Source organism: Halobaculum gomorrense (assembly GCF_900129775.1).
Taxonomy (GTDB): Archaea; Halobacteriota; Halobacteria; order Halobacteriales; family Haloferacaceae; genus Halobaculum; species Halobaculum gomorrense.
Window position 1 is genome coordinate 24,428 of sequence record NZ_FQWV01000013.1, and the last position, 20,389, is coordinate 44,816.

General features: G+C 65.4%; 22 protein-coding genes and 1 pseudogene. 12 read left to right on the forward strand and 11 right to left on the reverse strand.

From position 1 onward, the window contains the following. Positions 1 to 12: 12 nt before the first annotated feature. The 4 genes from BUE16_RS15425 to BUE16_RS15440 form a co-directional block, all read right to left on the reverse strand. On the reverse strand, positions 13 to 1,752 hold the full coding sequence (locus tag BUE16_RS15425; RefSeq protein ID WP_073311419.1) for a cbb3-type cytochrome c oxidase subunit I: 1,740 nt from the start codon (positions 1,750 to 1,752) through the stop codon (positions 13 to 15). Positions 1,753 to 1,895: 143 nt separating this feature from the next. After that, the gene (locus tag BUE16_RS15430) at positions 1,896 to 2,330 is read right to left on the reverse strand and encodes a DUF6684 family protein (RefSeq protein WP_073311360.1); all 435 of its coding nucleotides are present in this window, start codon (positions 2,328 to 2,330) and stop codon (positions 1,896 to 1,898) included. An 88-nt stretch (positions 2,331 to 2,418) separates the two neighbouring features. Beyond that, the gene (locus tag BUE16_RS15435) at positions 2,419 to 2,796 is read right to left on the reverse strand and encodes a DUF7541 family protein (protein WP_073311362.1); all 378 of its coding nucleotides are present in this window, start codon (positions 2,794 to 2,796) and stop codon (positions 2,419 to 2,421) included. An 84-nt stretch (positions 2,797 to 2,880) separates the two neighbouring features. Further along, complete coding sequence (locus BUE16_RS15440) at positions 2,881 to 3,081, reverse strand: VNG_1110C family protein (RefSeq protein ID WP_073311364.1); 201 nt, start codon at positions 3,079 to 3,081, stop codon at positions 2,881 to 2,883. A gap of 273 nt (positions 3,082 to 3,354) precedes the next feature. On the opposite strand from BUE16_RS15440, the gene BUE16_RS15450 reads away from it, so the two are divergent. Then, entirely contained in the window at positions 3,355 to 4,464 is a 1,110-nt protein-coding gene (locus BUE16_RS15450) for an OBG GTPase family GTP-binding protein (RefSeq protein ID WP_073311370.1), read from the forward strand. A gap of 46 nt (positions 4,465 to 4,510) precedes the next feature. Next, positions 4,511 to 4,924: a hypothetical protein gene (locus tag BUE16_RS15455; protein WP_079991694.1), complete on the forward strand. Its 414-nt coding sequence runs from the start codon at positions 4,511 to 4,513 to the stop codon at positions 4,922 to 4,924. Between the two features lie 27 nt (positions 4,925 to 4,951). Here the strand turns inward: BUE16_RS15455 and BUE16_RS15460 are convergent, their stop codons facing one another. Together BUE16_RS15460 and BUE16_RS15465 are read right to left on the reverse strand one after the other, a co-directional pair. Continuing rightward, positions 4,952 to 5,881, reverse strand: coding sequence for a hypothetical protein (locus tag BUE16_RS15460; RefSeq protein ID WP_073311373.1), 930 nt, complete (start codon positions 5,879 to 5,881; stop codon positions 4,952 to 4,954). A 72-nt stretch (positions 5,882 to 5,953) separates the two neighbouring features. Continuing rightward, entirely contained in the window at positions 5,954 to 6,475 is a 522-nt protein-coding gene (locus tag BUE16_RS15465) for a hypothetical protein (protein WP_073311375.1), read from the reverse strand. 211 nt (positions 6,476 to 6,686) lie between these two features. Here BUE16_RS15465 and BUE16_RS15470 point away from each other — a divergent pair, with 211 nt between their 5' ends. The 7 genes and pseudogenes from BUE16_RS15470 to BUE16_RS17535 form a co-directional block, all read left to right on the forward strand. Next, entirely contained in the window at positions 6,687 to 7,781 is a 1,095-nt protein-coding gene (locus BUE16_RS15470) for a hypothetical protein (RefSeq protein WP_073311377.1), read from the forward strand. Positions 7,782 to 7,855: 74 nt separating this feature from the next. Beyond that, positions 7,856 to 8,608, forward strand: a complete 753-nt coding sequence (locus BUE16_RS15475; RefSeq protein ID WP_073311379.1) for a VOC family protein — start codon at positions 7,856 to 7,858, stop codon at positions 8,606 to 8,608. A 112-nt stretch (positions 8,609 to 8,720) separates the two neighbouring features. Next, complete coding sequence (locus BUE16_RS15480) at positions 8,721 to 8,996, forward strand: hypothetical protein (RefSeq protein ID WP_073311381.1); 276 nt, start codon at positions 8,721 to 8,723, stop codon at positions 8,994 to 8,996. Further along, positions 8,993 to 9,421, forward strand: a complete 429-nt coding sequence (locus BUE16_RS15485; RefSeq protein WP_073311383.1) for a type II toxin-antitoxin system VapC family toxin — start codon at positions 8,993 to 8,995, stop codon at positions 9,419 to 9,421. Before BUE16_RS15480 ends, BUE16_RS15485 begins: the two co-directional genes overlap by 4 nt. A 56-nt stretch (positions 9,422 to 9,477) precedes the next feature. Continuing rightward, positions 9,478 to 10,638 (forward strand): AI-2E family transporter, encoded by a 1,161-nt coding sequence (locus tag BUE16_RS15490; RefSeq protein WP_079991697.1) that lies wholly within the window; start codon positions 9,478 to 9,480, stop codon positions 10,636 to 10,638. A 555-nt stretch (positions 10,639 to 11,193) separates the two neighbouring features. Further along, positions 11,194 to 12,006, forward strand: coding sequence for an undecaprenyl-diphosphate phosphatase (locus BUE16_RS15500; RefSeq protein ID WP_073311387.1), 813 nt, complete (start codon positions 11,194 to 11,196; stop codon positions 12,004 to 12,006). Between the two features lie 71 nt (positions 12,007 to 12,077). Then, positions 12,078 to 12,155, forward strand: a pseudogene (locus tag BUE16_RS17535) (archaellin/type IV pilin N-terminal domain-containing protein); the annotation flags it as partial. Between the two features lie 27 nt (positions 12,156 to 12,182). Here BUE16_RS17535 and BUE16_RS15505 read toward each other — a convergent pair. The 4 genes from BUE16_RS15505 to BUE16_RS15520 all read right to left on the reverse strand — a co-directional run bounded on the left by BUE16_RS15505 (position 12,183) and on the right by BUE16_RS15520 (position 17,035). Next, entirely contained in the window at positions 12,183 to 12,608 is a 426-nt protein-coding gene (locus BUE16_RS15505) for a VanZ family protein (protein ID WP_073311389.1), read from the reverse strand. Continuing rightward, entirely contained in the window at positions 12,605 to 14,899 is a 2,295-nt protein-coding gene (locus BUE16_RS15510; RefSeq protein WP_073311391.1) for an STT3 domain-containing protein, read from the reverse strand. The genes BUE16_RS15505 and BUE16_RS15510 overlap by 4 nt, the downstream gene beginning before the upstream one ends. 155 nt (positions 14,900 to 15,054) lie before the next feature. Beyond that, positions 15,055 to 15,567, reverse strand: a complete 513-nt coding sequence (locus tag BUE16_RS15515; RefSeq protein ID WP_073311393.1) for a hypothetical protein — start codon at positions 15,565 to 15,567, stop codon at positions 15,055 to 15,057. Between the two features lie 67 nt (positions 15,568 to 15,634). Further along, positions 15,635 to 17,035 carry a DUF4330 family protein gene (locus BUE16_RS15520; RefSeq protein ID WP_073311395.1) on the reverse strand — a complete coding sequence of 467 codons (1,401 nt, stop codon included), beginning with the start codon at positions 17,033 to 17,035 and terminating at the stop codon, positions 15,635 to 15,637. Between the two features lie 506 nt (positions 17,036 to 17,541). Between BUE16_RS15520 and BUE16_RS15525 the strand changes: the two genes are divergently transcribed. Next, entirely contained in the window at positions 17,542 to 18,396 is an 855-nt protein-coding gene (locus BUE16_RS15525; protein ID WP_073311397.1) for a hypothetical protein, read from the forward strand. A gap of 148 nt (positions 18,397 to 18,544) precedes the next feature. Here BUE16_RS15525 and BUE16_RS15530 read toward each other — a convergent pair whose 3' ends face one another. Continuing rightward, the gene (locus BUE16_RS15530; protein WP_079991699.1) at positions 18,545 to 19,132 is read right to left on the reverse strand and encodes a nucleotidyltransferase domain-containing protein; all 588 of its coding nucleotides are present in this window, start codon (positions 19,130 to 19,132) and stop codon (positions 18,545 to 18,547) included. A 370-nt stretch (positions 19,133 to 19,502) separates the two neighbouring features. On the opposite strand from BUE16_RS15530, the gene BUE16_RS15535 reads away from it, so the two are divergent. Continuing rightward, entirely contained in the window at positions 19,503 to 19,805 is a 303-nt protein-coding gene (locus BUE16_RS15535; RefSeq protein WP_073311421.1) for a ribbon-helix-helix protein, CopG family, read from the forward strand. Beyond that, a complete protein-coding gene (locus BUE16_RS15540; RefSeq protein ID WP_073311402.1) occupies positions 19,806 to 20,294 on the forward strand; it encodes a hypothetical protein in 489 nt (162 codons plus the stop codon). Positions 20,295 to 20,389 lie beyond the last annotated feature (95 nt).

Sequence of the window (20,389 nt, forward strand, 5' to 3'; positions counted from 1 at the left end):
AACTGACTGCCGTTACTCGTCGTCAGCGCGCGATTCCTGACCGCCGTCCGTCTTGACCTCCTCACCGCCGTCGGTGGCCGCGAGCGAGGTCTCACGCTTGGCCTCGAACCAGTCCCACTCCGCGGTGTTGAGGTTCGTCTCGTCGAGGCGCCACGGGTCGCCCGACTCGACGCGCTTGCCCTCCATCCAGGAGGTCACGATGTTGTACACCCAGATGATACCGCCCACGAGGAGCAGGAGCGCCCCGAGCGAGGCGATCTGGTGGAGCGTCGCGAACTTCGGGAGGTAGGTCGCGTACCGGCGCGGCATCCCGCCGTAGCCGAGCAGCACCATCGCAAAGAAGGTGACGTTGGTGCCGATCATCCACAGCCAGAAGTGCGCCTTCGCGAGCCGACGCTGGTACCAGCGCCCGGTGACGAGCGGGAACCAGTAGTAGATGCCCGCCATCCCGGCGAAGGTGATGGCGCCCATCACGATGTAGTGGAAGTGGCCGACGACGTAGTAGGTGTCGTGAAGCACGAGGTCGACGGGGATGGACGCCAGGAACACGCCCGTCACGCCGCCGATGATGAAGTTGCTCACGAACCCGATGCAAAACAGCATGGGCGTCGTGAGGCGGAGTTTCCCATTCCACATCGTCGTGATCCAGTTGAACGTCTTCACCGCGGACGGTATCGCGATGGCCAACGAGACGGCCATGAACGAGGCGCGAAGCCGCGGGTCGATGCCCGTCGCGAACATGTGGTGGGCCCACACGCCGAACGAGAGCACGCCGATCGCGAGCGTGGAGTAGACGACGAATTTGAAGCCGAACAGCTTCCGGCCGGAGAACCGCGGGAGCACGTAGCTCACGATCCCCATCGGCGGAAGCACGAGGATGTACACCTCGGGGTGGCCGAAGAACCAGAACAGGTGCTGCCAGAGGATGGGGCCGCCGCCCTCCACCGCGAAGAACGTCGTCCCGAAGTTGCGGTCCAGCAGGAGCATGACAAGCGCGCTGCCCAGCAGCGGGAACGCGAACAGGATCAGCCCCGACTGGGTGAGGATCGTCCACGAGAAGATGTCGAGGTTCGCCCAGGTGACCTCCTCAGCGCGCTCGGTGAAGATGGTCGCGATGAAGTTGATCGCGCCCATCGTCGCCGAGACCCCCGTCAGGTGGAGGCCCAGCAGCATCAGGTCCACGCCGACGTTCGCCTGGTTACCGGCGCCGACACCCGCCGAAAGCGGCGTGTACATCGTCCAGGCGGTCTGTGCCGGGATGACACCCGGGATGGGGAAAAAGCCCGCCCAGATGAGTAGCGCGCCCGGCGGCAGCAGCCAGAACGCGATGGCGTTGATCCGCGGGAACGCCATGTCGTCGGCGCCGATGACCAGCGGGATGAGGTAGTTCGAGAACGCCGCGATGATCGGCGTCCCGAACAGGAACAGCATCGTGATCCCGTGGCTGGTGAGCAGCGAGTTGTAGAACGTCGCCGACCCGAGCACGTCCGTCGCGGGGGTGGTGAGCTCCGCGCGCATCAGCATCACCATCAGCCCGCCGACGACGAACGCGATGGTCGCGTACGCGCCGTACAGCAGTCCGATGTCCTTGTGGTCGACCGTCGTGAGCCAGCGGATCAGCCCGGCGGGCTTTTCTGCGTGCCCGTAGCCGGACTCGCCGACTGCGCCGCCACCGGCGCCCAGCGGGGTGTACGACCGCCAGTCCTCGACCCGCGCGAGGAAGGCGGCCACGCCCAGGAGGAACGCTCCCATGAGCACCGTCAGCAGTAGTTGGCCGGATGTCTCCATGGACACGATTCAGCGTCGAATGCACAAGAAAGATTCGGGTCACTCCCGCCCGTGGGCCGTCGATTCCGGGGTCGATCGACGGTCAGATTCGGCCGCTGGGTGGTCGACTAGTCGTCGGCGGCGGCGTCTGCGTCCGCACCGTCCGCCTCGTCTGTATCGTCCGCACCGTCCGCCTCGTCCGCGTCGCCGCCCTCGGTGGCTTCGCCGTCGGACGCCGCTTCGGCGTCACCCGCGATCTCGGCTTCGATCGCCTCCTCGACTTCGTGTTTGGTCTTGGCATCCTCCATCGTCGCCTGTCCCTGGAAGAACACCTTCGACTGCTTCTCGTCGCCCGCGATGGCCTTCCCGGAGACGTACGTGAGGATGGCGAGCGCGACGAACGGGAACGCGAGCAGCCCCATCTGCAGTACGCGCCCGTAGAAGTCGAGGCTGCTGAACGGATCGAGGATGACGAACGCCGCGACGAAAAACAGGATGATCCCCAGCGGGATGACGTTGACCGTCAGATCCAGCAGGGTATCCCTGTCGAAGATCTCTGCCATGACCGAGACGTACACGCTCGCAGCCTAATACCTTGCCCATTTGTGCGCCCGGGACGCCGTCGGTCGGCTCACGACGACGCTGCCGCCGTCACACGGTGGGCTCGGTGTCGCGGGCGAACAGCTCCCCGCCCACGCCCGCGAGCAGCAGCAGCACGCCCGTTCCGATCATCGAGTACGCGCGAACCAGGAGATCCGATTCGGTGGCCGCGTCGGCGTACCAGAGCCCGCCGCCGGCGACGATGACGAACACCGACAGCACCGCGAGCCCGCGCCACGCCGAGGCGACGTACTCGTTCTCGTGGAGGATCCCGGCGATCGATCCGCAGAACAGCAGCAGCCCGCCGACGGCTAACGGAACCAGGCCGAACAGGATGCCGATCTCGGCGATCGGAATGCCGAGCGCGACGAACAGCGGCCACGGGCTGGCCACCCGGTACCCTTCGCTGACTCCCGGATTCTCGTCCATACTCCCACGACGAGCCTGCGCGTTCAAAGCCTGTCGGTCGGCTCAGCGACGATGTCGGTTCGAGCTGCCCGAGCGTCGCCCCGATCACGGGAGCGTGACGCCGTGGCGGGCGAGAAATTCGGATGCCGCCTTGATCTCGACGGGGCTGCCGATGATCCGACAGCGGTCCCCGTCGGTGAACACCGAAACGGTGAACTCCGATTCGAGCGACGATCGGATCCCCTCCAGGTCCCTGCGGGGGACAACGATCTGCGTGCTGTCTCGGAGGCGGGAGGGATCCGGCATGCCGTCTTTGTATCCGTCTGAGGCGCGCTGGGATATAGTGGTACCGAACTTCGAACCGCGGGCGAGCCGGCCGTCAGCGACCGACCCTCGCCGCACGGGAGGAATCGCGCAGCTCGGGCGATCCCGGATAGCCGTCCGCGAGACCGCGATCCCCGCTGGACCGACCGCGGCCGACGGCGGGATCGCGCCGGCGGCGACGCCGCTGCTCTCCGGCGAACGCCGCGGCCCGTCGAAGGGAAGCGTTTAGGCGCGCGGACGGTCCATCGGCTAGTGATGGGACTCGAGGAGGAGATCGAAGAACTCCGCGAGGAGATCGCCGAGACCCCGTACAACAAGTCGACCGAGGCGCACATCGGCCGGCTGAAGGCGAAGCTCGCGGAAAAGAAGGAGAAACTGGAGAACCAGTCCTCCTCCGGCGGCGGCCAGGGATACGCCGTCGAGAAGACCGGCGACGCGACGGTCGCGCTCGTCGGCTTCCCCTCGGTCGGCAAGTCCACGCTGATCAACGCGCTCACCAACGCCGACAGCGAGATCGGCGAGTACGAGTTCACCACGCTGAACGTCAACCCGGGGATGCTGAAGTACCGCGGGGCGAACATCCAGATCCTCGACGTGCCGGGGCTGATCGAGGGCGCCGCCGGCGGCCGCGGGGGCGGCAAGGAGGTGCTGTCGGTCGTGCGGACGGCGGACCTCGTCGTGTTCGTTCTCTCGGTGTTCGAGATCGACCAGTACGAGCGCCTCAGCCACGAACTATACGAGAACAAGGTCCGCCTCGACACCGAGCCGCCGAACATCTCCGTCCGCAAGACGCACAAGGACGGCATCCAGGTGACGATGCGCGACACCGTCTCGTTGGACGAGGAGACGGTGAAAGACGTGCTGCGGGCGCACGGCTTCGTCAACGCCGACGTGACGATCCCGCACGACCTCACGATCGATGAACTCATCGACGGCGTGATGGACAACCGCGAGTACCTCCCTTCTATCGTCTCGGTGAACAAGGCGGACCTCATCGACGAGGACTACCTCCCCACCGTCAACGAAGACCTCCGCGCGCACGACATCGACCCCGACGACGCGATCTTCATCTCCGCCGAGGAGGAGCGGGGACTCGATGTCCTGAAGGAGCGCATTTTCGACGCGCTCGGGCTCATCCGCATCTACATGGACAAGCCGGGCCGCGGCGTCGACTACGAGGAGCCGCTCGTGCTCCGCGAGGGCGACACCGTCGGCGACGCGTGCGAGAAGCTCGGGGGGAGCTTCCAAGAGCGCTTCAAGTTCGCGCGCGTCTCAGGCCCCTCCGCCAAACATGACGAACAGCAGGTCGGCCAAAGCCACGTACTCGCCGACGAGGACGTGCTGCGGATCGTCGCTCGGAAGTAGCGTGGGCGGCGGGTCCTCTCGCCGTCCGCGGGCGTCGCCACGGCTCGTGCTGGTCGCCGTGCTCCTGTGCGGGCTCGTCCCGTGGTCGGTTCAGTCGTTCGCAGACAGCGGCGTCCCCTTCCTCCGGTTCGCGTGGGGCGGGATCTCGTTCACGCCGGTCCTGTCCGCCCGAACGCTCCTGGAGTACCTCACGCTGTCGGGGTCGCCGCTGCTCGTTCCGTGGATCGTCGCCACGGGCTGCTGGCTCCTCGCGGTCGCCTCCGCGTCGCTGGGACTCGCTGACCGTGAGGACCCACGGGTCACGTCGGGCCTGCTCGTGCTCGCGGGCGCGGTGAACGCCTCCGTCGCCCTCCGATTCGGGATCCAGCCCCTGCGGACGGCGTACCCCCTCGGGACGCTCGCGCTGTGGGCCGTCGCGGCGTGGCGCTACCGCGCGTGGACGCGAGACCGACCCCGGTGAGCCCCGGCGCACGCCCGGCGCCGCGACTCACGAGAGATACACCTCCAACGCCGCGACGTGGGTGAGAAGGAAGTCCGTCTCGGCGAGCGCCCGCCGCGATCGGTCGTCGAGGTCGGACACGGCCGCCTCGACGGGGTCGAGCGTCGACGCCCAGTCGGCGAGGAGGTCGTCGACGACGGGGCGCGCGCTTTCCGGGAGCGGATCGAGGTGCAGCGTCGGTGCGTCGGCCGGTTCGTCGTCGGTCGGCGTCACGGTCGCGACGTACCACACCTCGTTCGAGAAGAACGCGGCGTCGGTCTGCTGTCGCTCGCGGCCGCGGTACACCGTCCCCCGATAGCGGACGTAGCCGCCGACGAACGCCGTGCGCGCCCACGTCCCCAGCGGCGTCTGCGGCTCGACGGTCGCGCGGCCGCCCTCGACCGCCTCGACCGCGAGCGACCGCCGGTCGGCCGGGAGGTCGTCGACGACCACGACCTCGGCGTCCGCTGGCGGCTCCTCGACGGCGGTCGCGCCCAGTAGCCACTCGTACAGGAGGCCGCCGTCGACGCCGAGCGCGTACGCGCCGTCATCGACGCGGTCGCCGGTGAGCCGAACCGTTCGCTTCCCGGGCAGGAGCGGCGGCTGGCCGGTCCGGACGATCGTATCCGTCGTCCGCACGACCTCGCCGGTCGCGGCGCCGCGTTCGAGGAGGGCGGCCAGCGCACGCAGATGCACGCGGACGGGTCGACCGGTCGGGAGTCGGTCGACGGCGGCGAGCCGAAGGGTGTCCGCGGGCGACGCGCCGTCGCCCGGACCGGCGCTCGGAGCGGATCCTGTCACGTCGGTCGTCGGGCCGTCGGTCGTCGGGCCGTCGGTCGTCGAGCCGGCCGGGGAGTCGGTCGGTGCGCTCCCGAGACAGCCCGCGGCGGCGGCCGTACCGAGCGCGGCGAGGAGGGGTCTGCGTCGGGTGGGGGCCATGCTTCGAGCGTCTCGAACGCGCGGGGATGTGCTTTGTGGAGGCGCGCGTCGCGACGGACGCGGGCGCGACCGTCACGGGCGACGCGAATCGCCGTCGCCGTTGTCGCCGTCTCCTCGGACGGCGACCCGGCGGACGTTCTCGTGGTACCGGTCGTGGCGCCACACGTCCCAGATCAGGTCGGTGAGCACGTGGACGTACAGGACGACCGCCGTCGCCAGCGCGGCCGCGGTCGGCGTCACCCCGAGCCCGCCTGCATCGAGTGCGGCGCCCGCGATCCAGGCCGCCGCCACCGCGAGCGGCGCGAGCACCGCGTGGCTGAGGAGCCGGTGGAGCGGCCACAGGTCGCCCGGATCGAACAGCTCCGACTGGTCGAAGACGGCGGCGCGCGGGGTCGCGAGCGCCCGGCGCGCGTTCGCCCAGTCGCCGCGGACGAGCCGCGCCATCAGGAAGTGGTCGAGGTCGATCGCGACGCCTGCGGCGGTGAGCAGCGCCCACGCGCCGGCCGCGACGGCGGGCGTTTCCCCGAGAGGGAGGACCGCGACGAGTCCGGCGGCGACGGCCCCGGAGACCGCCGCGTGGTGTCGGGAGTACACGACCGGCGCGGACGCGTCCGAGCCACAAAACCCCACGGCTCGCCCGCTTCCGTCGCGTCCGTCGTCCGGCCGCCCTTCTGGGCGCCCCCCGCCAGCGCGATTGGTCGACTCCCGCCGTCGCTGCGGGCCCGCCGCGCGGGCTGCCCGCGAGAATCACTCGTGACATTCGGCGCCGAAGCGTTATGCCCGCCCGTCCGGCTCCCTCAGATCGATGGACTCCGACGCGCTCGTGTGTTTCCAACAGACTCGCCGCGGCACCGGCGAGCGGTGGTACAAGGTGTACCGCGTCGGCGTCGACTCCCCCGACGGCTTCGTCGACCGTATGGGGGAGTACGTCCGTCAGACGCACTTCGACGGGCCGGTGACGGCGCCCCACTGGTTCGACACCGGCGGCGGTCCCGCGATGCAGTGCCGCCTCGCGGAGCTGGGCGAGAAGCTCGTGCCGTTCTCGACGGCCGACGTGTTCGTCGTCACCCACAGGACGGTCCGCCCGTTGCTGGCGGTTCCGATGGCGGTCGATATCGTCCCCGTCCTCGCGGAGGGGATCCGAACGCGCGAGTACGCAGGGGCCGACTGCGACACGGACGGCGACGACCCATCGCTCGCGCCCGCGCCCGACGCGACGCCGACCCGCGTCGTCGACGCCGACGCGTTCGACCCACCGCTCTCGGGGGCGGCCGCGTCGGGCGGTCGCATCGAGTGGTTCCACCTGTTCGCGCTGCAGGCGGCCTACCGGCTCGCGGTCGGGCCGCGGACCGGCGTCGTCGAGACGGGCGGCGATCACCCGACGATGCGCGTCCGCGACGGCGACGGCGTGTTGTGTCTGGACCTCCTCGACACCGGCGCGCTGAAACGGATCGACCGCGACCTCCTGTTTCTCGACTACGCGCTCGACGCGGACGCGGGCGGCGACGCGGACCGCTCGGTTGACGAGTCGCTCACGCTCGCGCTGCGCGACACCGCGCGGCTCCGCTGGCGGTACGCGAGCCACCTCTGGCACGTGCGCCACGGCGAGACCGACGAGCGGTTCGCGTCGATCGCGCGCAACAAGACCGAGCCGACGTACGCCGACGAGCGGGCTGCCGCCCGGGGTGCGTTCCTCGATGCGCTGTGTGAGGCGTACGGCGCGTCGCTCGCGCCGTTCTCGACCGGCGTCGCCGGCGCCGCGCTCCGCTGGGAGACGGGCACGCGCGCGGACACGTTCTCACTGAACGAGGCGCCCTCGTTCACGCACGACTCGGTCGCCGAGGTCATGGACCGGGTCGACCCGGGGTACGTCCCCGAGAAGCGCAAGAAACGGTTCTGATCGCGGCCCTGACGTGTGACCCGGTGACATCGTCGGTCGGTATCCTTTTCGAGCGCGCGGCCGGTGTGTCGTACATGGCGTACACGCTCGACCACGTGATGATGCGGATCGAAAACGAGGAGGAGTCGCTCGACTGGTACACCGAGCACCTCGACTACGAGGTCAAAGGCGAGATGGAGGGCGGCGACTTCACGAACTACTACCTCGGTCCGGAGGACGTGCACGAGGACGGCGCGCTGCTGGAGCTCACCTACAACCACGGCGACCACAGCTACGACATGGGCGACGCGTGGGGCCACATCGCCGTCCGCGTCGAGGACGTCGAGGAGGCCTACTACGAGCTGATGGACGAGGGCGTCGAGGACTACCGCCCGCCCGAGGAGAACCCCGGCTACGCGTTCGTGAAAGACCCCGACGGCCACGAGATCGAGATCGTCGAGCGCGACCACGGCGCGCGCTGGTCCATCGACCACACGATGATCCGCGTCGAGGACGCCACCGAGGCGCTCGGCTACTGGATGCGCACCTTCGAGTACGAGCACACCGGCCGCTGGGAGGCCGACTCCTTCGCGAACTACTTCATGAAGCCCGAGGACGCCGCCGAGGAGGCGATGGCGATCGAACTCACGTACAACTACGACGGCCGGAGCTACACGATGGGCGACGCGTGGGGGCACGTGTGCGTGCGCGCCGACGACTTGGAGGCCGACTGGGAGGAGCTGATGGTCCGTGAGACCGCGGACTACCGCGACCCCGAGTCGTGCGACCACAACTACGCGTTCACGACGGACTCCGACGGCCACGAGATCGAACTGCTGGAGCGGTAGGTCACGCCCGTCGTTCCGGGTTCCGGCCCCGTCAGTTCGCGATCAGTACCGATCCGCATAGTCTGGTTCTCTTGTAGAAACGTTTACTCGGTAGCAACAGCTACTATCGATCATGACGACCGCGGTCAAAGTAGACGAGGACGCGAAATCCCGGTTGGAGGAGTTACAGGCCGAGATCAGGCTCGAAACCGGAACACGCGTCACCCAACAGGAACTGCTCTCGCGGATCATCGACGATGCGTACACCTCGCGGGAAGCGATGATCGACTCGTTCAGAGACACGACCGTCCCGCTGTCGGCCGAAGAGAAGGAGGCCATGGCTGAGGGACGATTCTCCTCGGGCGTCGAGACGGACGAGGACGATATCGACGGGATCCTCTACGGATGAGTGTGCTCGTGGACACCGGCGTGATCTACGCCGACCACGATACCGACGCCGCGCGCCACGAGGCCGCGGTCGATTCGCTCGATGCGGTGTACGACGGTGCACTCGGACAGCCGTACGTGAGCGACTACGTGTACGACGAGGCAATCACGCTCACGCTTCGACGAGGGTCGTTTTCGGCCGCGAAGCGACTCGGCGAGCGACTTCGCGGCGTCGAGCCGTTCACGCATGCGTTCGAGCTACTCCATCTCTCGGAGTCGACCTTCGAGGAGGCGGTCGACGTGTTCGAGCGATACGACGACCAGGGACTCAGCTTCACGGACGCGGCGACGATCGCGGCGGTGCGGCACCACGGCCTCGACGGGGTATTGAGTTTCGATGACGACTTCGACGGGCTCGTCGAGCGGTTCGACCCGGCGACGCTGTAGCGGCGCCGGCGCTCGCCTCCGAATCAATTAAGTCAGATTGCTTACCTTCGTCTGACGTGAACGAGAAGCGCCTCGTCGTCGCGGCGTTCGGGCTCGCGGTCGCGGTCGTCATCGGTGCGCTCGCGTACCGCTTCATCGCGGCGTTCACCGTCTCGGTGTTCCTCTACTACTCGACGCGGCGGTATCACCGGTTTCTCGCCAGGTTTCGACTGCCCCCGCGGGTGCGGGCGGGGGTCGTGCTCGCGTCGCTGGCGATCCCGTTGATTTTGCTCATCAGCTACGCGGGCGTCCTGCTCGTCGTCGAGGCGCGGCAGTTCGTCGCCGACACCGCGCTCGTCAGTGTCGCGGCGTCGAACATCGCGTGGTTCGCCGCGATCGAGCGCATTCCCTCGTTCACCGTGCAGGGGATCTACCGGGCGTACCAGTCGGGCGATCTGGAGCCGTTCGTCGAGTTCGCGACCGAGAACGCCACGTTCCTCACGACGGTCGTCTCGGAGTTCGTCCTCAACCTCTTCATCGTCACCATCGTCACCTACTACCTGCTCGTCGACGGCGACCGGATCAGCGACTGGCTGCTCCGGTTCGACGACGACGCGATCGTCCGCGAGTACCTGGAGGCGGTCGACGACGAACTGGAGGCGGTGCTGTTCGGCAACCTCCTGAACGTCGTCGCCATCTCGCTCATCGCGATCGCGACGTTCAACGCGTACAACGCCGTCGTCCCGGCCGCGGTTCGGGTGCCGTACCCCGCGCTTGCGGGCGCACTCACGGGAATCGCGAGCCTGGTTCCGATCGTCGGGATGAAGATCGTCTACCTCCCGGTGACGGCGGCGATGGCGATCCCGGCGCTGCTCGACGGGTCGCTCGGGGAGCTGGGGTACGTGTTCGCGTTCCTCGTCGTCGCGGTGGTCGTGGTCGACACGATCCCGGATCTCGTGTTACGGCCGCTGTTGAGCGGCGACGAGACCCATGTCGGCCTGCTGATGCTGGCGTACACGCTCGGGCCGGTGGTGCTCGGCTTCTACGGCCTCTTCTTCGCGCCGATCGTGCTCGTCGTGGGGCTGACGTTCGCGAACACCGCCCTGCCGCGACTGCTGGGGGCCGACGACGCGCAGACGAGGCTGTCCGAGCCCGGGGACGACGACCGCGGCGAGATGGTCGACGACGACTCTGAGAGGCTCGACGCCGAGGCGGGCGACGCCGAGCCGACCGGCTGATCGAACTGTCTGCCCGTGATGGGTCGTGGAGACCGTCGGCGCACATCCACTCAGCCGTCGAGGCCCGTCGACGGGTGCCCGTGAGCCACACTCATACGTCGGTGCCTCGAAGCGAGGACCACGATACGCTCGCGTGATCTGGAAGCGGACGTCGAACGGAACGTCGCGGACCGGCGGGCGTTTCTCAGGCGGTGGGCCGCGTACGTGCGCGAGCACGACGACGAGGAGTGGTCGCGCCAGCAGAACACGGTCATCGACTCGCAGATCCGGCGGGCCAACGAACTCGCCAAGCGGGGCGAGATCGACCCCGTCGAGTGAGTCGTTCGCAGTCTACCGGTTCACTCCCAGCGCGTCACAACGCCGCGTCGCGGAGGGTGCCGTCGGTCGTAGAGCCTCGCGGGAAACCGACACGGTGACGTACTGTTCGGTTGGGTCGTTGGACCGACCGAGTCAAAAAGGGCGATCGAGGTAACCCTGTCCGGTGTGCTGTTCGATGTGCTGCCCGGGTTTATTCAAACCAGTACGCCATTATAGCCGGACCGTCCTCATTTGCCCGTGGACCGTTCGCTCGTCGTCGCGCTCGTAATCGGTGCGCTCCAGGGGATCTTCGAGTGGCTTCCCATCTCAAGCGAGGGGAACATCACGATCGCCCTTTCGGCACTTGGACGCTCGCCCGAGACGGCCGTCGCGTTCGCGCTGTTTCTCCACCTCGGAACCGCGCTCTCTGCGACCGTCTACTATCGCGACGAACTACGTGAGATCATCTGGCTGCTCCCGCAGTGGCGTCCCGGCCGCGCGTTCGAGGGAGAACAGGCAGTCGTCTCCTTTCTCGCGATCGGGACGCTCGTCTCGGGTGTCGTGGGTATCGTCGCGTATGCGACCCTCGAGGAGGTCGTCTCGGCACTGACTGGCGGCGCGGTCGTCGTCAGTATCGGCCTCTTGCTCATCCTCACTGGCGTCTTCCAGCGGGTCTCGACGCACCTGAACGTCGACAGACGAACCGACCCGGACGCGATCGACGCCGTTCTCGTCGGCGTCGCTCAGGGCGTTGCCATCCTCCCGGGAATCTCTCGCTCGGGAATGACCACCGGAACCCTTCTCTTGCGGGGACACGACGCGCCGGACTCGTTTCGCTACTCGTTCGTGCTCTCGATCCCGGCAGCTGTCGGGGGTGGGCTACTTGCGTATCTCGATACGGGACTGGGAACGGTGACTCCCGCCGCGGCGCTCGTCTCGCTCACCGCCGCTTGTGTCGTCGGCTACGCGACGATCGACGTGCTCATTCGCATCGTCGAGCGCGTCTCATTTTGGGCCGTGTGTGTCGGGTTGGGCGGACTCGCAATGGCTGGTGGATTTCTCGTGTTGTGACCGACGCTCCGTGGCACGAGGTCGATTATTGGATCTGATTTACGCGCAAACAAGGGAGCGGATACAGTTCAATATTCGAGTTCATCACGGACGAGGAAGCGCGCGGTCAGGTCGGAATCGGGACGCTCATATGTCTCGACCGAATGGTGACTCGTCTGCGGTATCTGTCGGCGAACTCACTTCGAGAAATCTGTGTTCGGAGCCATCCGAATTCGCACGTACCGCACGCGACGCTCGATGAGGAACCAGATCCCGACCAGCACACTCCCGAGCGTGTTCGCGAGGAGATCCCCCCAGCCGAAGTAGCGGTTCGGAAGCGTCCCCTGCACCAGTTCGATGCCGATCCCAACTCCGAGGGCACCGCCGACGACGGCAGTCGCGCGAACAGCCGGTCGATCGCGGTAGCGAACCGTCGCATACGCCAGCGCGAGTGCAAGCCCCGCGTACGCCGCGAAGTGCAGTCGCTTGTCCCAGAACGACGTCTGTGACGGCGCTGACGGGGGTGCTGTGAGTAACGAGAAATAGCCAATGACACCGAGGACAGCCACCACGCCGAGGTATCGGAGCCACCGTGGGAGAAGCGGGAATGGAATCCAACTCATGACGCTGTGGTCACCGTGACTGTTGTCCCGTTTCGTACAGCCGACTCGTTGACGGTGACCGTCCCGTTCGGAACGCGGTACGTGCCGGGGTACGCGACGCGCAGCGTGTACGTGCCGCTCGGCTGGGCTGTCGTCTGTCTCGTGTACGTGAACGACGCGCCTTCGATCTCGACGGTCGTCTCGACGGTCACGGTCGCGTTCGGCGTCGCTGTCCCCTGGAGGACGGCACCGGGGACGAGCGTGAAGACCTTGTACTGTTCGTCGCTACTGACGTACCCCAGTCGGTAGTGGGCGAGACCAGCGGTTCCGTTCGCTCGAGACCCGTGTTCGCGGTAGAGTCGGGTGCCCAGTTGTGAGTCGTTGCCGACGACGGTGGGGGTGACGACAACGTATCCCGCCCGGTTGGTGAGCCGGTTGTACCAGGCACTCGAATCAGTTGCGGAAATGAACGACTCGTAATTCGTTCGCGCGTACCCGTACGACCGCGACTCGCCATTCACGAAGTAGTTGTAGTGGCGATTGGCCCCCCAGGCGCTGAACACGTAGTTCTGGGGGTATTCCAAATCGTGTGTTTCGGCGTGGTCGTTCATCCAGGACGTCGTCTCGTACTGCTCTTGCGTGTGGATGAGCTGAGCGCTCTTGAGAGGCACCTGCACGGCTCCAAAGGCCCCGAGCAGGACGAACAACGCACCGACCGCGAAGACGGTCTGTCGGTCCGGTGTTCCGATGTTTCGGACCGGGTCGCCGCCGAAGGGCGTCGGCTGTCTGGCGACGTCGACGCGTTCGGTGAAGTGAACGAACGCGAGCCCGCCGAAGATCCCGAGGAACGGTCCGAGTTGGCCGACGAATCGAACCTGTACCGCCGCGAGCGCGAAGAAGTACCACGTGTAGACGACGGGGACCAGCCACCGAGAATCGTCGCGAACCCGGTAAGTCGCCCACAGGAGGTACGGGACGCCGACGAACAAGAGCAGGCCGATGAGCAGGAGCCAGCCGCCCGACTCACCGAACAGCCCCGTCGTCTCTGCGATTGCGTCTGTGCGGAACAAGCGAGTGTCGAGGCTCTGTTCTACTCGTGTCCACAGCGTCGGTGCGAGCGTGCTGAACGCGATAGTGCCGCCGATCACGCCGACGATCGTGACGCCCGCGAGTGCCGGCATCGGCACGTCGAAGCGGTGTGAGAGCGTCCCGGCGAGCACCACCCCGAGGCCGCCGGCCGTGAGCAACGCCGGCGAGATGGCGACGAGCGTCGTGTGCCAGCCGAAGGCGGTGTGTGCGACCCACACGAGCCCCGCCGCTAGGGCCGTCGCGAGGACGAGCGGTCCGCCGCTCCAGAAGGGGTCGCGGTCGGTGGAGACACCGACGACGGCGTCCGCGGCGAGGAGCACCCCGAGCGGAACGAGGAGGAGCGGACCTGCGTCCCACGCGAGCGCCTGTGCGGCGACGCCGACGGTGACCGCGGTCGTCGCTGTGAGCGTTCGCGTCGAGACGAGCGGTCGCTCGTCGATCGCGTCGCGGACGACGATCGTCGCACCGAGTGCAGTGAGCAACAGCCAGAGGTAGTCGAAGGCGTGGTGGTCGGCGAAACCGAGGCTGGTGCGAAGCCCGTGGCCCGCGACGGTCCCCATGAACACGACCGCGGCGATCCCGACCCGACGATCGTCAGTCACCTCGACGGTGAGGAGGTAGACGAACACGCCGGTGACGAGCGCAGAGACGACCGGGTACCACGCGAGGACCTGTCCGGCGACGGCTTTGGTGCCGCCGAGTAAGGACGAGACTAGCCACAGCGTCGCAACGAGAAGCGGCTCGCCCTTCGCGATGCCATCGGGCACTGTGGTAAGCGTGGTCTCGGGGTCGGTGAGCATCCGCTCGACCCAATAGCGATAGTAGTAGGGGTCGTTCGCCGTGAGGACGACCTCTCCTTGGAAGACGGCCGGGAAGGTCGTGACGCGGAGCGCGAAGACGATCGCTAACGCGCCGGCGAGTGCAGCGAGGACGCGCGTGTTCGGGAGGGACGGAAGCGAGATCTCGAAGGAGGGGGACTGCTCGTCGGCCTGCTCTGAGACCTGACCGGCGAGCGCTTGCCGGGTGGCTTCGCGGTCGGCGACGACGTAGCCGTCGTCGGTCTGGGTGACGACGTCGTGTGAGACCAGTTCTCCGAAGGCACCCGAGTCGACGTCGATGTCTTCGAATGCCCACGGCTCCTCCGGTTCGAGGACCGACTCGACTGCGGGTTCGAGATCAGGCCGCTCGTCGAGGAGATCTTTGATATCGCGAGCGGTGACCATAGCGCGAGTCTGTGTTACTCGGGTAAAGAAGCCGTCGTCTCCGATCTCACAGGAGGGCAAGAGGATTCGAACTCGCTCGTAGTGTGTTTTCAGGTCGGTGCTTTCTGTGTAGTGCTATCGTAGTTGGTAGCCCGTGCGAAGCGGATCCCGGGCAGTTAGGGCTCGTCGTTGATACTGCCGGTTTCGCCGCCGTCACGGTTGCTCGACGCTGCTCGTGGCTCCTCGGTGTCCCGGTTTGACTGCGTAGGCTGTTCTTCGGGGGGCGCTGGCGGTTCGAGCACTCGAATAAGTAGCTGTCCAGCGCGGGTTTCGCCAGCACGTTCGGCGAGTGCCACCGCTCGGTCGAGCCCACGCTTGATCGCCGATCCGCACCAGTACGGAAGTGTTCTGTCTATCGCCCAGTCGAGGAGGGCGATGACCGGGCCGACGGTCCACGTCTCTCGGAGGTCGATGACGATGACCTCCGGTTCGGGCTCTTTGGTCAACCAGGTGTAGAGCCACGAGTTTCGCACGTACGTGCCGGTTCGTTCGCCCAGCGTAGCGACGGACGATGTCCAGACTGCGTCGCCGAGGTTGGCAATTGTCGACCCGATAGTCGAGCGCCTCGCGACGTCTCGGACGCGAGCCTTCATCCGTTGCACGTGAGATTCCGGGTTCTGGTCCGACATTACTTGATTGAGTCGCGATCTATCTTGGAGTCAGTGCTCGTTCGACCAACGAGACACATTCGAGCGGTCATCTGATCGAAATGACTGTCGCGCGGATGGTGATCGTCCCGAGGTCGAGCACGACTGTCGAACCCTGTTGGATCGTTCGTCCCTTGAACCGGACACCCGAGACGGTTTCACGGACCTGTAGCGTCGCCGTGATCGTCACGTCGCGCAGCGTCGGGTGGTCATAGACGCCGAGGTCACCTCGGTCACCTTTGAGGATGATCGTCGACGGCTCGACCTTCACGCGGTCGATGTGCGCGATCGTCTCGCCGCCGGAGCGTTCGCGCATGCCCGCGTCGATGGCTTGTGCCATCGGTTCGCGGACCTCTCGAATGCTGAGCGTCACTGTCCGGTCCGCGAGCGCGCCGCGTTGGGTCGTCGCGCCGACCCGCTCGATGTTCCCGGTCAGGCTGTACGCATCCGTCGCGAACGTCAGCGTCGAGCCACGGCGGAGTTCAGTCGTTCCGAACTGCCGGTCCGTCCCCGTGGTGACCGTCGTCAGCGACAGGCCGACGAATACGCGCTTTCGGTCGGGGTTGCTTGTGCCGTAACTGGCGACGTGTTCGACGGTCGCGACGTCTCGGGTCCCGACTGTCGTCGTGTCTCCCTCGGTGATCTGTTGGGCCACCGCAGTCGGGACGGTCTGGCTGATGAGCACGTCGGCCTGGCCGCTCTCGAGTCCTCGTCCGACCGCGAGGACGCGCCCGTCGACGGTGTAGCTCTCTCCCGGGAGCGTAACCGTCTGTCCGCGTCGGAGCGACTCGCCGCCGAAGCGGAGGGTGCCGCTTTGGCGGTGAGCGCTCAGGTTCGCTGTGAGAAAGACGAGTTGCTTGCCCGAGTCCTCGGTGGGGTACGCACGCACCGTTTCGATCGTCGCGACTGTGCGACCGGAGAGGCGTATCTCGTCGCCCGCGCTCAGTTCGCGGGCGTCCTGTGTGGGGATCGTATCGCGGATGACGACGGGCGTCCCCGCGGTGTCGAGCGCGGTGCCAGCACCGACCGCTCTGATCTGCCCTTTGACCTGGTACAATTCGGTCGCGATCTGGAGCGTGCGCCCCAGTCGAGCCGGTGCGCCATCGTAGCTGAACGAGCCGCCGGAGCGGACGCCTTGAATCTGAACGCGCAGGATGGCTCGTGTCTTGGTTCCCTGTGGTGTGAGGTGGACGTCGGTGATCGTGATCTGCTGGTTACTCGCCGGACTGTAGGTGTCGCCTTCGTTGATCACGTCGACGACGTACTGGGGTACGGTGCCGAGATCGAGCGTCGCGTTCCTGGTGGCCGTATTTGGAGCCTCGGGCTCGGGTTCCGGCTGGAGGACGAACGCTGCACCCGCGGCGACGACGGCGAGGACGAGCAGGATAACGAGGGCGTCGACAACGTTGACGACGCCAAAGAGGTTGCCCTCGTCGTCGATGAGCGTCATTGGAGGTCACCCGCTGGTCGCATTGCTCCGTACGTGTTGTATCGGAAGCAAAACGGTTCCGGATCGAACGCCACGCTCTCGTTTCTCTCGTAGGGTTGTCCCCTCCCGCCCCTCCGTCCGTCCGTTGGGTCGATATCGCAGCGAGTGGTTCTTCCAGCACCGGACAGAGATCCGCATCGAGCCGCTTCGAGCGCACTCGGCTGAAATTGAATCTGTAGATGCGTTCCGAGAAGCGGTCGTTGCGCTGTGTCTCGAGGAGCTGACCCAATTCGATACCTCTAGAGCCCTGCCGTCGAGCTGCAGAATCGGCCCGTGCGTCGAAGCAGTCCTCGTCCGTGACGTGGACCTCGCGGGGAAGCGTTCTGGCATCTAATCGCCCGTCGTGAACTGCCGCAAGGGCATCTCTCGGGGCACTCGCGTTGACCGGCCTGTAGATCGTGACACGAATCTCGACTCGCGCCGAGGCGGACCGAAGCTTCAACTCGGGACCGGCAGATCGTTCACCCGTGTCAGACCCGCCCGCCGACGAGATCGCGCCACCACGACTGCGCACCGTGGGTGAGGAGTTCCTCGAAACGGGTCACGTCTGGCTGTACGAGTACCCTGACGGGACGCCATTCGAGGCGCGCCTCGACGCCGACAGCCGACTGCAGGTCGCGTTCGCTGCCGGCGCACAGTCGTCGGACCAGCCCCGCCGGTGGGTCGATGCCGAAGAGGCTCCCTCGGAGTTTGGCTTCGCAGTGCGGACGCTCACCACCCAACTCGACCGGCGTGCACTCCGGCGTGCGGTCGACGACCCGACAGCCGTCAGGCTCCGCTGTATCGCAGTCCATCGCCGTCACCGAGGATACGACTGGTCGCGGGCACCTCCGGTCGTGGGAGTCGACGTCGCATATCCGGGGTCGGAGTTGCTCCCCCACGAACTCGAACGGGCGTTCGAGGAATTCGGCGTTGCGACGATGCCGATACTCGACACGGAAGTCCACGTGCGCGATATCGAGTTGCCGGGTGAGGCCCCACCCGAGACGCAATGGGGCGAGGGGACTGCCTACGGAGTTCTGTATCGCAAGAAGGGCGGTGGCGTCGCGCGGGCGATCGCGGGCGAGTATGCAGGAGAGCCACCAGCAGTTGAGCCGATCCGATCGGCTGTTGCGGAGTACGCAGCGACTGTTGCATCAGATGACGTGCTCGCGTCGTTCGTCCAGGAGTGTGACTCGTCGCCGAGCGTGTCGACGGTGACTGATGCAGTGGTCGATCAGGCGTTGCGTGCGGAGTTCGGGCGGCTCACTCACAGTGGGACGGCGTTCGATATCGAGGACCTCCGGAGTGCACTCCCCCAGCGCGTCGCGGCGTTTCTGTAGGGTGAGTCGAGGCGACAGACGGCCAAACACGGTGAGTGCCAGTTAGTTGCCGGTTTTTACTTGCAGTATATCTGCCGGTCAGCTTTGACAGAGACACTCGTGTGATGCCCGAGTCACACCAACGAGGTGTCGGTGGTTCCGGATCTCGTCATTCATCGGCGTATACCTCGGTCCGGAGTTCGGAGAGTTGGTCGGAGCCGACTAATGTGATCCCGTCATCGAACTGCGGGCGGAGTTGGTCACCAATTCGTTGGACACTGTCCGTCGACTCGACGAGCGGCTGGAACGTGTATCGGTTCCCCTCGAACCGTTGGTCTTCGAGCTCACTGACGCCTGACTGGACAGCCCGACGAGCTGCCGTTTTGTCTTCGGCGACAATCACCAATACGTCGATGTCGCTGGCTCTGTCTGCCTCCCCACGAGCGACGCTTCCGAACAGGACGACCCCGACTACGTCGTCTAACTCCTCTTGGATCTGTTGCAGAAATGCCTGAACTGGTTGGTGAAACTCACCCTGCGGGATCGAGGGGATCGGATTCGGTTTTGTGAGCCGTTCACGGTTGATATGGACCTGCTGGGTCCGCCCGTCCTGTGCAGTCTCGACGACATCAAGCTCGGACAGCAGCCTGACCGCCTTCGAGATCGTCCCTGTATTTGCCCCGGTAAGGGTTGCGAGTTCACTCATCGAGTATGTCGCATACGGTTGGTCGATGAGAACGGTGAGAACGTCCTGCATTGCTTGGTATCGGAACACCCGATCCTCCGGAAACGGATACTGTAACGCTATCGAGATAGACTCTTTCGGCTCTGTTGAAACCCTCTCGCCCTCTTGCGGTTTGCTGAAAAGCCAGTTTCGTAGCGGATCCGTCTGATCCGGTCGGAAGAGCCGGTCTCCCCCATGTCAACTCTGAAGGATTTCAACAGAGCCACTCTTTCCTATTAGGCATACGATTCCTATTAGGAAATAGTCTGAAAATTCTGGTGGTGAACTGGTCTCTTTACGTCGCAGACAGTGCCGTGTGCGAGGAGAGGCATCCTATTTGGAGCGTTCACTGTCGAATCGGTTTGGCGATAGCAGTTTGTATTTGTACAGACAACGTGTGTACATGAGCACGAAACGCGTCAATTTTCGGCTTCCTGAGGAATTAGTCACCCAAGCTGATATCGCAGCAGAAGTGACACACAAAAATCGAACAGAGATTCTTATCGAAGCACTTCGAGAGTATCTCGCTGAACTCGAGGCTGAAGAGGAGTTTAAAGAGACTGTCGTCGAGTTCTATCTTGAAGATCATATCGAGTTCGATGCCCTCGTCTCCATCATCGGACGCCAAGATGCTGAATCCATCCAGGCGTCAAAGGAGGTCCTCAACCATGGTGATGAGCTTGCAGAGAAGCTGACGGACCTGTAAATGCTCGTTATTGACGCGAGCGCATTCATCTCGCTTGGAGTCGGAAACGTCCTCGACACGCTTGTCGACGAGTTCGATATCTGTATGACAGAAGTCGTTCTCGACGAACTTGCCGAGACTGCGACGTATGCTGATCGCCACGGTGACGCTGCAGACACTGCGCTTGAAGCTAGAGACACGTTTGATATCTTTTCAGTATCGGGGAGCCCGGTCACAACAAGTCGTGTAGATGTGGGTGAAGCGAGCTGTGTTGCTCTCACGCGGTCTCTCGATGCAGACTTTCTACTCACGAACGATTATCGAGCACTTCCTGAGTTGCAGGCGATCACTGAGTGTGAGGTTGCTGTCTCACCGATCGTTCTTCGAGCATTGGTTTCTCGTGATGTCCTCACTGAGGCGGAAGCGAGAGAGACATTCGAGACGGCCGCAAACGGTCGAGATTGGTTGGAAGCACCCATCTATCGTCATGCCCAACGACTGTTTGAGTAGTTCCGTACAGAAATCACATACGACACCTCAAGGTGCTGGACGAGCGTGAGTCGATCGACTGTCCTAAGGTAGCTGAGCGGCGTTACGTCGATGAC

What these genes read in the sequence shown, in the direction of transcription:
- BUE16_RS15425 (WP_073311419.1), bottom strand. Translation starts at nt 1,752, where the DNA reads ATGGGAGCGTTCCTCCTGGGCGTGGCCGCCTTCCTCGCGCGGGTCGAG.
- BUE16_RS15430 (WP_073311360.1), bottom strand. Translation starts at nt 2,330, where the DNA reads ATGGCAGAGATCTTCGACAGGGATACCCTGCTGGATCTGACGGTCAAC.
- BUE16_RS15435 (WP_073311362.1), bottom strand. Translation starts at nt 2,796, where the DNA reads ATGGACGAGAATCCGGGAGTCAGCGAAGGGTACCGGGTGGCCAGCCCG.
- BUE16_RS15440 (WP_073311364.1), bottom strand. Translation starts at nt 3,081, where the DNA reads ATGCCGGATCCCTCCCGCCTCCGAGACAGCACGCAGATCGTTGTCCCC.
- BUE16_RS15450 (WP_073311370.1), top strand. Translation starts at nt 3,355, where the DNA reads ATGGGACTCGAGGAGGAGATCGAAGAACTCCGCGAGGAGATCGCCGAG.
- BUE16_RS15460 (WP_073311373.1), bottom strand. Translation starts at nt 5,881, where the DNA reads ATGGCCCCCACCCGACGCAGACCCCTCCTCGCCGCGCTCGGTACGGCC.
- BUE16_RS15470 (WP_073311377.1), top strand. Translation starts at nt 6,687, where the DNA reads ATGGACTCCGACGCGCTCGTGTGTTTCCAACAGACTCGCCGCGGCACC.
- BUE16_RS15475 (WP_073311379.1), top strand. Translation starts at nt 7,856, where the DNA reads ATGGCGTACACGCTCGACCACGTGATGATGCGGATCGAAAACGAGGAG.
- BUE16_RS15480 (WP_073311381.1), top strand. Translation starts at nt 8,721, where the DNA reads ATGACGACCGCGGTCAAAGTAGACGAGGACGCGAAATCCCGGTTGGAG.
- BUE16_RS15485 (WP_073311383.1), top strand. Translation starts at nt 8,993, where the DNA reads ATGAGTGTGCTCGTGGACACCGGCGTGATCTACGCCGACCACGATACC.
- BUE16_RS15505 (WP_073311389.1), bottom strand. Translation starts at nt 12,608, where the DNA reads ATGAGTTGGATTCCATTCCCGCTTCTCCCACGGTGGCTCCGATACCTC.
- BUE16_RS15510 (WP_073311391.1), bottom strand. Translation starts at nt 14,899, where the DNA reads ATGGTCACCGCTCGCGATATCAAAGATCTCCTCGACGAGCGGCCTGAT.
- BUE16_RS15515 (WP_073311393.1), bottom strand. Translation starts at nt 15,567, where the DNA reads ATGTCGGACCAGAACCCGGAATCTCACGTGCAACGGATGAAGGCTCGC.
- BUE16_RS15520 (WP_073311395.1), bottom strand. Translation starts at nt 17,035, where the DNA reads ATGACGCTCATCGACGACGAGGGCAACCTCTTTGGCGTCGTCAACGTT.
- BUE16_RS15530 (WP_079991699.1), bottom strand. Translation starts at nt 19,132, where the DNA reads ATGCAGGACGTTCTCACCGTTCTCATCGACCAACCGTATGCGACATAC.
- BUE16_RS15535 (WP_073311421.1), top strand. Translation starts at nt 19,503, where the DNA reads ATGAGCACGAAACGCGTCAATTTTCGGCTTCCTGAGGAATTAGTCACC.
- BUE16_RS15540 (WP_073311402.1), top strand. Translation starts at nt 19,806, where the DNA reads ATGCTCGTTATTGACGCGAGCGCATTCATCTCGCTTGGAGTCGGAAAC.